Annotated in this window: 16 protein-coding genes and 1 pseudogene; 9 read left to right on the top strand and 8 right to left on the bottom strand. The window is 65.8% G+C overall.

Features of this window, described 5'->3' with window-relative positions; all coding sequences use genetic code 11:
- Positions 1–204 precede the first annotated feature (204 nt).
- The 8 genes from rpmH to YM304_RS21495 all read left to right on the top strand — a co-directional run bounded on the left by rpmH (position 205) and on the right by YM304_RS21495 (position 5,800).
- Positions 205–339 carry a 50S ribosomal protein L34 gene (rpmH, locus tag YM304_RS24435; protein ID WP_015443852.1) on the top strand — a complete coding sequence of 45 codons (135 nt, stop codon included), beginning with the start codon at positions 205–207 and terminating at the stop codon, positions 337–339.
- Positions 336–647, top strand: a complete 312-nt coding sequence (gene rnpA / locus YM304_RS21525; RefSeq protein ID WP_051071540.1) for a ribonuclease P protein component — start codon at positions 336–338, stop codon at positions 645–647. The genes rpmH and rnpA overlap by 4 nt, the downstream gene beginning before the upstream one ends.
- Positions 644–1,012 (top strand): membrane protein insertion efficiency factor YidD, encoded by a 369-nt coding sequence (gene yidD / locus YM304_RS25715; RefSeq protein WP_015443850.1) that lies wholly within the window; start codon positions 644–646, stop codon positions 1,010–1,012. The genes rnpA and yidD overlap by 4 nt, the downstream gene beginning before the upstream one ends.
- Positions 1,013–1,015: 3 nt before the next feature.
- On the top strand, positions 1,016–2,176 hold the full coding sequence (gene yidC / locus YM304_RS23365) for a membrane protein insertase YidC (RefSeq protein WP_015443849.1): 1,161 nt from the start codon (positions 1,016–1,018) through the stop codon (positions 2,174–2,176).
- 51 nt (positions 2,177–2,227) lie between these two features.
- Positions 2,228–3,136, top strand: a complete 909-nt coding sequence (jag, locus tag YM304_RS21510) for an RNA-binding cell elongation regulator Jag/EloR (protein ID WP_015443848.1) — start codon at positions 2,228–2,230, stop codon at positions 3,134–3,136.
- Between the two features lie 137 nt (positions 3,137–3,273).
- Positions 3,274–3,804: an RsmG family class I SAM-dependent methyltransferase gene (locus tag YM304_RS23360; protein WP_162142134.1), complete on the top strand. Its 531-nt coding sequence runs from the start codon at positions 3,274–3,276 to the stop codon at positions 3,802–3,804.
- Positions 3,805–3,990: 186 nt separating this feature from the next.
- Complete coding sequence (locus YM304_RS21500) at positions 3,991–4,881, top strand: ParA family protein (RefSeq protein ID WP_083908537.1); 891 nt, start codon at positions 3,991–3,993, stop codon at positions 4,879–4,881.
- On the top strand, positions 4,868–5,800 hold the full coding sequence (locus YM304_RS21495) for a ParB/RepB/Spo0J family partition protein (protein WP_015443845.1): 933 nt from the start codon (positions 4,868–4,870) through the stop codon (positions 5,798–5,800). Before YM304_RS21500 ends, YM304_RS21495 begins: the two co-directional genes overlap by 14 nt.
- A 231-nt stretch (positions 5,801–6,031) precedes the next feature.
- Here YM304_RS21495 and YM304_RS21490 read toward each other — a convergent pair whose 3' ends face one another.
- The 6 genes and pseudogenes from YM304_RS21490 to YM304_RS21470 all read right to left on the bottom strand — a co-directional run bounded on the left by YM304_RS21490 (position 6,032) and on the right by YM304_RS21470 (position 9,186).
- Complete coding sequence (locus YM304_RS21490; RefSeq protein WP_015443844.1) at positions 6,032–6,784, bottom strand: peptidoglycan-binding protein; 753 nt, start codon at positions 6,782–6,784, stop codon at positions 6,032–6,034.
- Positions 6,785–6,832: 48 nt separating this feature from the next.
- A pseudogene (locus YM304_RS25820) lies at positions 6,833–6,982 on the bottom strand (peptidoglycan-binding protein); the annotation flags it as partial.
- A gap of 23 nt (positions 6,983–7,005) precedes the next feature.
- The gene (gene trxA, locus YM304_RS21485; protein WP_015443843.1) at positions 7,006–7,338 is read right to left on the bottom strand and encodes a thioredoxin; all 333 of its coding nucleotides are present in this window, start codon (positions 7,336–7,338) and stop codon (positions 7,006–7,008) included.
- Between the two features lie 110 nt (positions 7,339–7,448).
- On the bottom strand, positions 7,449–7,772 hold the full coding sequence (locus YM304_RS21480) for an arsenate reductase family protein (RefSeq protein WP_015443842.1): 324 nt from the start codon (positions 7,770–7,772) through the stop codon (positions 7,449–7,451).
- Positions 7,773–7,811: 39 nt separating this feature from the next.
- On the bottom strand, positions 7,812–8,783 hold the full coding sequence (trxB, locus tag YM304_RS21475; RefSeq protein WP_015443841.1) for a thioredoxin-disulfide reductase: 972 nt from the start codon (positions 8,781–8,783) through the stop codon (positions 7,812–7,814).
- A 76-nt stretch (positions 8,784–8,859) separates the two neighbouring features.
- Positions 8,860–9,186, bottom strand: a complete 327-nt coding sequence (locus tag YM304_RS21470) for a hypothetical protein (RefSeq protein WP_015443840.1) — start codon at positions 9,184–9,186, stop codon at positions 8,860–8,862.
- A gap of 131 nt (positions 9,187–9,317) precedes the next feature.
- Here YM304_RS21470 and YM304_RS21465 point away from each other — a divergent pair, with 131 nt between their 5' ends.
- Complete coding sequence (locus tag YM304_RS21465; protein WP_015443839.1) at positions 9,318–9,998, top strand: enoyl-CoA hydratase/isomerase family protein; 681 nt, start codon at positions 9,318–9,320, stop codon at positions 9,996–9,998.
- A 77-nt stretch (positions 9,999–10,075) separates the two neighbouring features.
- On the opposite strand, the gene YM304_RS21460 is transcribed toward YM304_RS21465, so the two are convergent.
- Both YM304_RS21460 and YM304_RS21455 read right to left on the bottom strand, forming a co-directional pair.
- A complete protein-coding gene (locus YM304_RS21460) occupies positions 10,076–11,185 on the bottom strand; it encodes an anti-sigma factor (RefSeq protein ID WP_015443838.1) in 1,110 nt (369 codons plus the stop codon).
- The gene (locus YM304_RS21455; protein ID WP_162142133.1) at positions 11,182–11,814 is read right to left on the bottom strand and encodes an RNA polymerase sigma factor; all 633 of its coding nucleotides are present in this window, start codon (positions 11,812–11,814) and stop codon (positions 11,182–11,184) included. Before YM304_RS21455 ends, YM304_RS21460 begins: the two co-directional genes overlap by 4 nt.
- Positions 11,815–11,886: the final 72 nt, after the last annotated feature.

Below are 11,886 nucleotides of genomic sequence, written 5' to 3'. Positions count from 1 at the left end.
AGCTGTGACGTCAATCCGATCGGTGGTCAGCGCGCGAGTTGGGAGTCCTCGCCCACAGCCGTAGCCTGCATCGTTCATCTGTCCTCATGATGATCAGTGTCGGCTGCGCTTACGAACTCGAGCAGCGTCCTGAAGTAGCAAGACTCGGTCGAGCCAAGCGTTTGGTCGGGTGAGTCTCGCAATGACGAATTCTCGGAGAAGAACGTGAAGCGCACCTTTCAGCCCAACCAACGCCGTCGCTCGAAGAAGCACGGCTTTCGTGCTCGCATGAGCACCCGCGGCGGCCGCGCCGTGTTGAAGTCACGGCGCGACAAGGGCCGCGCCCGCCTCTCCGCTTGATCGATCGGATCCGCACGCGCGAGTCCTTCGAGCGGCTGCGCCGCGAAGGTCGAAGAGTGCGGGTCGGGCCCATTTGGTGTACCTACGTTCACGATCCTTCTGTGACGACGCCACGCGTGGCGTTCGCCATCAGCCGCGCCGTCGGCAATGCGGTCGTCCGCAATCGACTTCGTCGACGCCTTCGGGCCATCCTGGCCGATTCCGACGTCCCGAACGGGCTGCTGCTCATCGGAGTGCGCCCGCCGGTCGTCGAACTGTCGTTCGATCGTCTTCGCACCACGCTGGAGAAACTGCTGACGCAGCTGTGAGCAGCGAGGCGGCGCCGCGCTCGTGGTTCCAGCGCCGAGCGCTCGCCGTCATCGACTTCTATCAGCGTGCGGCCGAGGGCCGGCCGTCGCCGTGTCGCTTCTCGCCGTCGTGTTCGAGCTACGCCCGTGAGGCCTTCGAGGTGCACGGTGGTCGCCGTGGCTCCTGGCTGACCATGCGTCGCTTGCTCCGCTGCCGGCCGTTCGGCCCCTCTGGCTGGGACCCGGTCCCCGAGCCTTCCGCCGACCCGCACCAGATGCCGCACACCGCGTGCGCTGCTGGTGATCACGTCGACGATTCGTCCACCGCGTCTGCGGTGCCGTCGACGCATTCCCCTTCTTTCCGCCCTTCCTTCAAGGACTCGTGATCCATGTTTGAGATTCCCGCAAGTCTGCTGTCCTGGTTCTTCGGATTCACCGGCAGCTACATCATCTCCATCGCCTTCATGGCGGTGATCGTGATGGCCATCACCACGCCGCTCACGCTCAAGAGCACCAAGGGCATGCTCGAGATGCAGCGCATCGCCCCCGAGATGCGCAGGTTGCAGAACGAGTACCGCAACGACCGCACGAAGCTCAACGAAGAGATGATGAAGCTCTATCAGGAGCACAAGGTCAATCCGATGGCCTCGTGTCTCCCGATCTTCGCGCAGATGCCGGTCTTCATCGTCATGTTCCGCGTCCTGCGCGGCCTGACCTACCGGCCTCGTGGCGATGCCGACACGATCGCCGACGCCACCTTGCGAGTCGTGGGCAACGTCCACGAAGACCACGGCTTCATTCCTCGCTACCTCGCTCGCGATTCGGCCATCTTCCAGGACCTCTACGACAAGACGAAGATCCCCGAACTCGGTCTCGACCTCGGCCAGTCGCCGTTCGAGGCCATCACCAACAACCCGGCGACCGGCATCGTCTACGCCCTGCTGGTGGTCGGTCTCGGCGCGCTCTACTTCGGTCAGCAGCGCATGGTGGCTGCTCGTGCAGCGATGAGCCCGACGATGTCGCCGACGCAACAGAAGGTGATGCAGTACCTGCCGGTCGTGTTCGCCGTCTTCCAGATCTTCTTCCTGACGGCGCTGGTCTTCTACTACATCTTCCAGACGCTGCTGCGCATCTTGCAGCAGTACTACATCACCAAGAAGTTCTACGGCGACGACAACTCGCTCGGCCGTCAGGCACAGCGCGCCAGTGAAGCCGCTCGTGACGAAGCCAAGAAGAACGGTGAGTCGGGCGGCATGTTCAGCCAGATGAAGAAAGACCTGGCGGCGGGCCGTGACGACATCCGTGATGGCGCCGACAAGGCCGCCGGCGGAAAGGCCGACAAGCCGAAGAAGCCGGCACGCCCGGTGCCGCAGAGCAAGCGGGTCACGCCGCCGAAGAATCGCCCGACTGCGAAGAGCGCCGACACCGCGGCCGGTGGCAAGGGCCGCCCGACGCCGTCGCGCAAGCAGGCCGAGTCGAACCGCGGGAAGCCACCGAAGGGTTCCCGCCCGAAGTCAACTCGCCCCACCAAGGGCAAGAAGAAGCGCTGACGCCTGTCAGCGCACACCTCGAGTAGAGATCACAGAGAGAAGGAAGACGAGATGGAGTGGGTGGAAACCACGGCAAAGACGGTCGATGACGCCAAGAACGCGGCGCTCGACCAACTGGGAGTCGCCGCAGACGAGGCGGAGTTCGAAGTCGTCGAAGAACCGCGACAGGGACTGTTCGGGCGGACACGCGGCGAAGCCCGGGTCCGGGCACGCGTCAAGCCGGCGCAGGTGCGTCAGAAGAACGAGCGTCGCCGCAAGCCGGCACGCGATCGCTCCAAGCCCAAGGCCGACAAGCGTGACAACGGATCGAACGACGAGTCGACCCCCTCGACGTCCTCGAACGACGAGGTCGCCAGCACCGAAGCTGCAGACGCACCTGCCGAGCAGCGTGAACAGCCCAAGAATCGCAAGGGCGGTGGCGCCAAGGGCGGTCAGCGTCGCAACAACGGATCCCGAGACAACAACCAGGAGCGCAAAATGAATGACGAGAACGAGACCACGGTGGAGCCGCAGGAAGTCGGTGACGCCGCTGTCGCATTCATGGACGGGCTGGTCTCGGCGTTCGGCGCGGAATCCACGTGTGAGCTGACCATCGACGGAACCGAGCTCGACGTTGCCGTCACCGGCGAAGGCCTCGGCCTGCTCGTCGGCCCCGGCGGTCGTACCCTCAACGCCATCCAGGATCTGGCCCGTGTGTCGGCCCAGCGTCGTCTCGGTGATCACGAAACGCGCCTTCGTATCGACGTTGCCGGCTACCGCGTGCGGCGCAGCGAAGCGCTCACCCGGTTCGCACTCGATGTCGCCAGTCAGGTGCGTGAGTCGGGCGAACCGCGTTCGCTCGAGCCGATGTCGTCGGCCGATCGCAAGGTCATCCACGATGCGCTCAACGAGGAAGAGGGCGTCGGCAGTCGCTCCGAAGGCGACGATCCGAACCGTCGCATCGTCATCGTTCCCGCCTGATCCAGCGATCCGCCCACGGCGGAGTTCGAATCCAGCAGCCCGGCCGTCACGGCCGGGCTGCTGCCGTTTTCGGCCGCATGTGAGTCGACATGCGGTCGTGCGTGGTGATGTCGAGCCGGCGTGCCAGACTCATCGTCATGGATCTCGACGACTTGACCGCTGCGCTGACGCTGAGTCAGCGCTTGGGATTTCTCGGGGACCGCCCGATTCCCGAGGTCATCGAGCACGCCGGGGGATTCGTCGACGCACTGGACGATGTGCGTGGGCGGGTGGTCGATCTCGGATCCGGTGGCGGTGTACCGGGCCTGGTGATCGCGCAGCAACGTCCCGATCTCGCGTTGACCCTGGTCGACCGTCGTACGAAGCGGACCGACTTCCTCGATCGAATGGTGCACCGGTATCGCCTTCGTGATCGAGTGTCGGTCGAGGCGTGCGACACCGACTCCCTCATCGGTCGAGAAGGCGGCACCTTCGACGCGGCCGTCGCTCGCGGATTCGGTCCGCCGATGTTCACCTTGGAGACGGGTGTGAAACTTGTCCGTCCGGGTGGTGTGGTCGTCATCAGTGAGCCCCCAGATGGCGACCGGTGGGATGCCGATGCGGTCGCGGCCCTCGGCGTCTATCGCAGGGTGTCGGGGGCTGGTGTGGCGGTCTTCGAACGGCGCTGAAGCCGCATCGTCCCTGGTCACAGACTCGGGGCGGATGTTTCACGTGGAACACTGGACCCGTTGCGAACCCTCGCCCTCACGCGCGAGGTGAGCCCGCGCCACTCCACCGTCGTTTCACGTGAAACATCTGACGGCCCTCATCCTGCTGAGACGGTCGGCGTCGGCGAGTGCAGAATCCCGCCCGAAATGCTTGTAACGCGAGGCGGGATCAGGCACAGTACGTGGACTCATCCTTGCCCCATTTCTCGGGGCGTCTTGACGGGAGTTCACGTGTCAGACCACGACACCGCTACACCAGGCCCGGCCCACCCGCTGCCTCGAGTCATTGCCATCGCGAACCAGAAGGGCGGCGTCGGCAAGACCACCACCACGGTCAACCTCGGCGCGTCCCTGGCAGAGATGGGCCTGCGCACGTTGCTCGTCGACCTCGATCCGCAGGGAAACGCCTCGACGGGCCTCGGCATCGAGAATCGCGGGCTGGAACACTCCATGTATCACGTGCTGATGCACGACGAGCCGCTCGAGAACGTCATCGAACCGACCGACGTCAAGAATCTGTTCGTCGCTCCCGCCTCACTCGACCTCGCAGGCGCCGAGATCGAGCTGGTGCCGGCGTTCAGTCGCGAGCAGCGGTTGAAGCGGGCGATCGAAGCGGTGTTGGACGACTACGACTACGTCTTGATCGACTGTCCCCCGTCGCTCGGCTTGTTGACCGTCAACGGCCTCGCTGCCGCACGCGAAGTGCTCGTCCCGATCCAGTGTGAGTACTACGCACTCGAAGGTCTCGGTCAGTTGCTTCGCAACGTCGACCTGGTCAAGCGCAATCTCAATCCCGATCTCGAGGTCAGCACCATTCTGTGCGTCATGTACGACGCTCGTACCAAACTCGCGGCGCAAGTGGTCGACGAAGTTCGTGAGCACTTCGGCGACAAAGTGCTGCGCTCCGTGATCCCGCGAACCGTCCGTCTGTCGGAAGCCCCGTCGTTCGGGCAGCCCATCAACACATTCGATTCCAAGTCGCGAGGGGCACTCGCCTACCGCGACGCCGCCAAGGAGGTGCACCATGACGCGACGTAGCGGACTCGGAAAGGGACTCAGCTCGCTCATCCCGCAAGAAGCGACCGAAGGTGGTGGCTCGGACGCGCAGTTGCTCGAAGTCACCACGGCATCGGTCAGTCCGAACCCGAATCAGCCGCGCGAGCACTTCGACGAAGAGGCGCTGGTCGAGTTGGCGGCGTCGATCGCCGAGATGGGCGTCTTGCAGCCCATTCTGATTCGCCCGCTCGACGAAGAAGGCACCTACGAGCTGATCGCCGGCGAGCGCCGTTGGCGGGCCGCGCAACGCGCCGGTCTGGCCACGATCCCAGCGATCGTTCGCACGACGAGTGATCTGAGCTCCGTCGAGCAGGCCCTGGTCGAGAACCTGCATCGCCAGGATCTGAGCCCGTTGGAAGAAGCAGCGGCGTACCAGCAACTGCTCGAAGATTTCGGTCTGACGCACGACCAGCTCTCGACTCGCGTCGGCAAGAGCCGGTCAGCGATCACCAACACGATCCGTCTGCTGGGTCTGCCGCCCGCGGTGCAGTCACTGCTCAATGACGGGCAGCTCTCGGCGGGTCACGCGCGAGCGTTGCTCGGCACCCCCGACCGGGCACAGCAAGAAGCACTGGCTCGTCAAGCGGTCAGCGAAGGTTGGTCGGTGCGAGCGGTCGAGCAAGCGGTCCGCGGCGAGGTCGCTCCTGCTGCCGACGCCGATGGCGGGGCCGACGTCGACTCGGGGAGTGACGCCGATGGTTCGGGGTCGACGATCGACGGCGCTGGGCTCACCCCGGCGACCAAGCTCCGTCCGCCAGGGCTGCTCGAACTCGAAGAGCTCCTGGCCGAACATCTGCAGACACGGGTGTCGGTGAACCTCGGTGCAAAGCGCGGCAAGGTGGCCATCGACTTCGCAGATCTCGAGGATCTCGAGCGCATCTATCGACTGATGACGCAGTAGGCACGCGGCTGCTGCCCTCGACTCGCGCGTGAGAGTCGCGCGCGACCTCGCGCGTGAGGGTGAGAGTTAACACCTGTACACTCAGAGTTTACGCGCGGTTCGCGGTCGATTTGCCTGGCGAACACCACATGACGTGAGGGTGTCTTCAAGATGACGTTGAAGGAAACACACAACCTGGGCACAACCCTGTGGATAACCTCTCGATCCCAGGCTGAGCAGGGGTTTTCGACGTCAGTCGGACGCCGTGTCGGCAACGATGAACGGTGCGTCGCTCCACGCCACCACCGCTCGAATCAATGCGTCGGTGATCTCCTGTGAGGCACCGATCACGTCACGCACCGGGCCCATCGAGCACAGCACTGCGGGCATCCGGGTTTCACGGAGTACCGGGAGTCGCATCCCCGACAGCTCCGGAGGGCAGTCGAGTGCACCGTGGAGCGCATTGACGATCTGCGTCGCCAACGACCGCCCACCGATCGACTCGAAGGAGGGGACCGCGAAGTACGACACGGTGGACGCTCGCTCGGTGAGCGCCTCGAGTCCGAGATACACCGTGGCCCCGAACCGATTCGCCGCAGCGGCCTGCGCCGTGGCCTCGTACTCGTCGGTCGGCATGACGTTGGCGCCGGCTTCACGGAGGCCGCGGCGCACCGACCGCGCGATCGAGCTGAGCCCGCCGAACTGTCCGACCACCACACGCTGGGCCGACATGCTGGCCTGGACCCGGAACACCTCGGTTTCACGAATCGAGGCGACGCCCGGGCCCGTTCCGCTCTGACGGCTGACCAGCTGGATCGTGCGCACGGTCTGTTGCCCACAGATGCCGTCGGCCCGCAGGCCCGAGTTGCGTTGGAAGTCGTCGAGCGCGCGGCCCGTGGCGGGCCCGAAGATGCCGTCGGGGCGGCCGCAGTCGAAGCCGAGGTGGTTCAGCCCGTTCTGCAGTTCGGTGACGTCGTCGCCGCGCAGCATCGGCGCGGTGAGCATGAGGAGCCGTTCACCGAGCTTGCGGCCGGCCTCGATCAGCGCGAGCCAGGTCTGCTCGTCGCATTCACCGCTGGGGCGTAGGCCCCGAGTGGTCTGGAACGCCGTGACGGACTCGGCCGTGGACGCGAGAAAAGCGCCCGCCTCGGCACCGTCCGGAGCGAATCCGGCGGCACCGAGGCGGCGCTGTAGGTCTCTGATTGCTTCGCCTCGTTGACCGAGGGTCAGGGGGAAGTGAGAAATCCGTCGATCTCCTGGAGAAGGGCGCCCTTGCTGAGCGCACCGGTGACACGACCGGCGACTTCGCCTTCGTTGAAGACGATCATCGTCGGAATCGACATGACGTTGAACTTCATCGCGATGTCGGGATTGTCGTCGACGTTGATCTTGGCGATGGTGACGTCGTCACGCTCTCCGGCGATCTCTTCGAGGATGGGGGCAATCTTCTTGCAGGGCCCACACCATTCGGCCCAGAAGTCGACGACGACGGGCTTGCCCGCGCCGTTGACCGCTTCGTCGAACGTTGCCGTCGAGAGATCGGTGATTCCGTTTGCCATGTTGATTCCTTTCGGGGAGGTCAGACCAGTACAACCAGGCGGTCGTCCAGCTCATTCCCGACGGGCACTCTACTGCCTCGTCGCCGTGCTCTACGGTGTGCCGGCGGTGCTCAGTCGTGGTCGAGCAGCTCGAGAATGCGCTCGGGTGGACGGGCGATGATCGCCTTGCCGTCACGCACACCGATCGGCCGTTGCATGTCGGCGGGATCGGCCAGCAGCTGAGCGACGACCTCGCCGATCGTCGACGCGTCGGTGGAGGAGCGGACCATGTCGGTCGGGTCGCCCCCGACCATCGTGACGAGTTCGGCGAGCGTCGCCTCGTCGAGCGGATCTTTCACGTAGTCGTGGATCGTGTGCTCGACGCCGCGTTCGTCGAGCAGCGCGGCCGCGCCACGAGACTTACTGCAAGTGGGAACGAAGTACAGCGTGATCATGCGGCCAGTCTCGCAGCCGGGCAGCCCGAGACGCCGCGTTCAGTCGTGCTGGTCTTCGAGCCAGCGTTCGGCGTCGATCGCCGCCATGCAACCGCTGCCGGCGGCGGTGATCGCCTGGCGATACACCGAGTCCTTCACGTCACCACAAGCGAACACGCCGGGAATGTTGGTGTACGTCGAGTCGGGCTTGGTGATGAGGTAGCCGGTCGCCTCGTCCATGTCGAGCACGCCGCGGAACAGATCGGTGTTGGGCTTGTGGCCGATGGCGATGAACAGCCCGGTGATGTCGAGGATGCCGGTGGCGCCCGTGACGTTGTCGACGATGTGGGCACCCGCGAGCTTGTCGTCGCCGATCAGGTCGGTGACGCTGGTGTTCCACAGGATGTCGATCTTCGGGTTGTTCATGGCCCGGTCTTGCATGATCTTGCTGGCGCGCAGCTCGTCACGGCGCACGATCAGCGTGACCTTGTCGGCGAATTTGGTGAGGAAGTTGGCTTCCTCCACCGCGGAGTCGCCACCACCGACCACGCCGATGTTGTGGCCGCGGAAGAAGAACCCGTCACACGTTGCACAGGTGGAGAGGCCGTAGCCCATCAGGCGCTTCTCGGCTTCGAGGCCGAGCATCAGCGACTGGGCACCGGTCGACACGATCACCGACTGCGCCTTGTACGAGCCTTCACGGGTGGTGATCGTGAACGGTCGCTCCGAGAAGTCGACGTCGGTGACCTTGTCGGTGACGATCGACGCGCCGAAGCGTTCGGCCTGCTTGCGCATGTCGGCCATGAGCTCCGGGCCCATGATGCCCTCGGGGAAGCCGGGGAAGTTCTCGACGTCGGTGGTGAGCATGAGTTGCCCGCCCGGCTGGTCGGACGTGGACGACGGCTCGCCTTCGATGAGCAGCGGCTCGAGGTTGGCGCGAGCGGTGTAGATCGCGGCGGTCAGGCCGGCCGGGCCGGACCCGATGATGACGACCTCGCGAACGGCGTCGTTCGAGGCGGTGGTGTCAGACATGGAGATGCTCCTGGGGGTGATGAATCGTGTTCGGGCCGATCACCCCGGCATCGCCGCGGGCACGGGGCCCGGTCGGTCAGCTCGCGGTTTCGGCGTTGCGCTTCTTGAAGAGCAACAACCCGATGAGGCTCAATAATCCGCCGACGATGAAATAGCTGATGTAGACCGAGCGGTGATGGTCGACCACGGCGTCGAGCGCCGCTTGGATGCCGCGGGTGAGGCCGATCAGGACGAGGAGCAGTGCGAAGAGGCCGAGGAAGGCGGCCAGCAGGCCGAACACGAGACCGCGCGCAGCGAGCACCGCGGGCTTCGTGGTCTTGGCCTTGACGTTGTCGACGAAGCGGACCACCGTGTCGGTGGTCTCGGCGGCCCAGTTCGGGTCGGTCAGCGGATTGCCAGGCATGTGGCAGCACGTTAGCCGCGAACTGCCGCCAGGGCTCCAACGACCGCGACAACCGCGAAAACCGCGTCGTTCGCGTCATCCGGGTCATCGTCCCGTCCTCGGTGGTCGCGAGCGGTGAGTAGCTTCGCGACATGAGTGATGACGCACTGGTCCAGGTCGAACGGCACGGACACTGGTCGACGGTGACGATCGATCGCCCCGCCAAGCGCAACGCGTTGTCGGTCGCCGTACGTGAGGCGGTGGCCGATGCGCTCGATCGACTCGCAGCCGACGACGAGACGAAGTGTGTGGTGCTCACCGGGGCGGGGGAGTTCTTCTCGGCCGGCTTCGACCTCGCCGAGTTCGAACGAGCCTTTGCCGACGAGGACTTCGCGACGCAGCTCTGGGCATCGGCCGACCGGTGGCATCGCACACTGCTCTCGTATCCCGTTCCGCTGATCGCTGCGGTGAACGGGCCGGCGCTCGCCGGCGGCTTCGACGTGGCGGTGTGCTGCGACGTGCGTGTGGTGTCGACCACGGCGACGTTCAGCCACCCCGAGTTCACCTTCGGCGACGTCGTCTACGGCCCACTGCGCGAGTTGGTCGGCGGTTCGATCGCGCGTGAGCTCTGTCTGACCGGCAAGAAGATCGACGCAGCCGAAGCACACCGGATCGGGCTCGCCAACGAACTGGTGGCTCCCGACGAGGTGCTCTCGACGGCGGCCATCATCGCCGAGCGAGTCTGTGCGGCGCCGCGCGATCTGCTCGTGCGGACGAAGGCCAAGGTCGTGCGCTGCTCCGGCATCGAACCAGGGGCCACACTCGACCTCTGAGCTCGCTCCCTGATCGTGCGTCTGGTGGCGCAGGCCCGTGATCGCTGTCGCCCAGCTGCCGTGGGCGGTCGCAGGCGTCAGGTGTCGGGTTGCTCGTCGAGCGAACGTTGCTCGTAGGCCTCTTGGCTCGGCAACGGCGCAGAGGCGACGAACTCGCACTCCTCGCTGTAGGCGATGACGCTCGGCGGGTCGGCGGTGATGTCGACGGCGACGATGACCGGCGTTCCCTGATACAGCGCCGGCCCGGCGAACGTGTCGAACTCGAAGAGCCCGGCGAACTCCACGTCACACGTGTTGAAGGTCCGTTCGATGTCGTCGTCGGCTGGCGCGTTCGGATCGACGGGTGCATACGCCGCGGCTGCGCCGAAGTCGCCGAGGTCTTGCGACGTCTGCAACGGGAACAGGTCGATCTCCGGGCGTGTCGGGTCCTCGGTCGGGTCGGACGACTCCTCGGCGGGTGCCTCTTCTTCGGCGTCGGCGGGCGCTTCTTCGGCGGCGACCTCGGCACTGGCTTCTTCCTCGGCCGGTTCCTCGGCGGGTTCGTCGGCGGCGAGCTCGTCGAAGCGACCGTCTGCGCCCTCGACGTCGTCGCTGTTGACCTCGATCGGGGCGCTCTCGACCTCGTCGCCGACGAACTCGCTGGCGGCCATGTCGGACACGATCTCGTCTTCGCTCACGGCTTCGGCTGCGGGTGCCTGCTCGTCGCCGGCCTCGGAGGCGTCGCCGCTGTCGTCGTCGGAACCGAGGCCCTGCAGCACGATGCCCGCCCCGGCGAGGACGGCGAGACCGGCGGCGGCGCCGAGCAGCCACTTGGTCGAGCCACCACCCGAGCGGCGGTTGCGGCGCGAGTCGAGCGAGGTGGGCGATGGAGTCGAGATGGCGGCTGCGGCTGCCGCGTCCATCCCGGCGCTCGGGGTGACCTCACCCGCTCGTTCGCTCTCGGGCATGCGATCCCACACGTCGAGCGCGGCGGCGAGGTGCGCTTCGCGGACCGAGATGGCCGGCGGTTCGGTCGTGGCGCCGAGGACGGCGCGGACCTGGCGGAGGCGTTCGACCTCGGCGAGCAGTTCGGGGCTCGACTCGACCCGAGCGCGCTCGTCGGCGGTGACCTCGCTGTCGAGGTACGCGCTGGCCAGCAGCTCGTTGCCCGTGGGATCGGCGCCCTGGGTTCCGGTCGTGTCGCTCATGTCAGATCTGTTGGACGTTCGAAGTCGGCAGCGCGGTTCCCGATGTCTCTCGATGTTTCGGACGTCACATCGGCGACGAGGTCGGGAAGGTCCTCGAGACGCAGCCGATCGGCCAACTGTTTGCGGCCGCGCGCGATGCGCGACTTGACGGTGCCGACCGGGATCTCGAGCACGTCGGCGATCTCGGCATAGTCGAGGTCGGCGATGTCGCGCATGACCACCACGGTGCGGAAGTCTTCGTCGAGGTCGTCGAGTGCTTCGTCGATCGCGAGCCGGTCGGCAACGGCGTCGACGCGCATCGACGCGAGCTCGTCGACCGGGTCGACCGAGACGGGGCCGCCCGCGTCGTCGTCGCGATCATCGACCATGTGGAGTGCGGGCCGACGCTTGCGTTTGCGGAGTTCGTCGAGCGCAGCGTTGGTGGCGATGCGGTACGCCCAGGTGCCGAACGACGACCGACCATCGAACTTGGGGAGGTTGCGCACGATCTTGATGAGCGCTTCCTGGCAGGCGTCGTCGGCGTCGCGAGTGCCCCCGGCGATGCGCTTGGTGACGGCATGAATGCGGTCGTAGTGGCGTCGCAACAGCTGATCGAGCGCGAAGCGGTCACCGTTCCTCGCAGCTGCCACCAGCTCGTTGTCGTCGGTCTGCACAGCGATGTTTCGACACTACTGACGCCGCGCGCATCACACCGGTCATTG

Source organism: Ilumatobacter coccineus YM16-304 (assembly GCF_000348785.1).
Classification (GTDB): Bacteria; Actinomycetota; Acidimicrobiia; order Acidimicrobiales; family Ilumatobacteraceae; genus Ilumatobacter_A; species Ilumatobacter_A coccineus.
Note: the sequence above shows the minus strand (reverse complement) of the source record. Positions and strands in the feature narration are given on the sequence as shown.

What these genes read in the sequence shown, in the direction of transcription:
- yidC (WP_015443849.1), top strand. Translation starts at nt 1,016, where the DNA reads ATGTTTGAGATTCCCGCAAGTCTGCTGTCCTGGTTCTTCGGATTCACC.
- jag (WP_015443848.1), top strand. Translation starts at nt 2,228, where the DNA reads ATGGAGTGGGTGGAAACCACGGCAAAGACGGTCGATGACGCCAAGAAC.
- YM304_RS23360 (WP_162142134.1), top strand. Translation starts at nt 3,274, where the DNA reads ATGGATCTCGACGACTTGACCGCTGCGCTGACGCTGAGTCAGCGCTTG.
- YM304_RS21500 (WP_083908537.1), top strand. Translation starts at nt 3,991, where the DNA reads ATGCTTGTAACGCGAGGCGGGATCAGGCACAGTACGTGGACTCATCCT.
- YM304_RS21495 (WP_015443845.1), top strand. Translation starts at nt 4,868, where the DNA reads ATGACGCGACGTAGCGGACTCGGAAAGGGACTCAGCTCGCTCATCCCG.
- YM304_RS21490 (WP_015443844.1), bottom strand. Translation starts at nt 6,784, where the DNA reads ATGCTCACCGCGCCGATGCTGCGCGGCGACGACGTCACCGAACTGCAG.
- trxA (WP_015443843.1), bottom strand. Translation starts at nt 7,338, where the DNA reads ATGGCAAACGGAATCACCGATCTCTCGACGGCAACGTTCGACGAAGCG.
- YM304_RS21480 (WP_015443842.1), bottom strand. Translation starts at nt 7,772, where the DNA reads ATGATCACGCTGTACTTCGTTCCCACTTGCAGTAAGTCTCGTGGCGCG.
- trxB (WP_015443841.1), bottom strand. Translation starts at nt 8,783, where the DNA reads ATGTCTGACACCACCGCCTCGAACGACGCCGTTCGCGAGGTCGTCATC.
- YM304_RS21470 (WP_015443840.1), bottom strand. Translation starts at nt 9,186, where the DNA reads ATGCCTGGCAATCCGCTGACCGACCCGAACTGGGCCGCCGAGACCACC.
- YM304_RS21465 (WP_015443839.1), top strand. Translation starts at nt 9,318, where the DNA reads ATGAGTGATGACGCACTGGTCCAGGTCGAACGGCACGGACACTGGTCG.
- YM304_RS21460 (WP_015443838.1), bottom strand. Translation starts at nt 11,185, where the DNA reads ATGAGCGACACGACCGGAACCCAGGGCGCCGATCCCACGGGCAACGAG.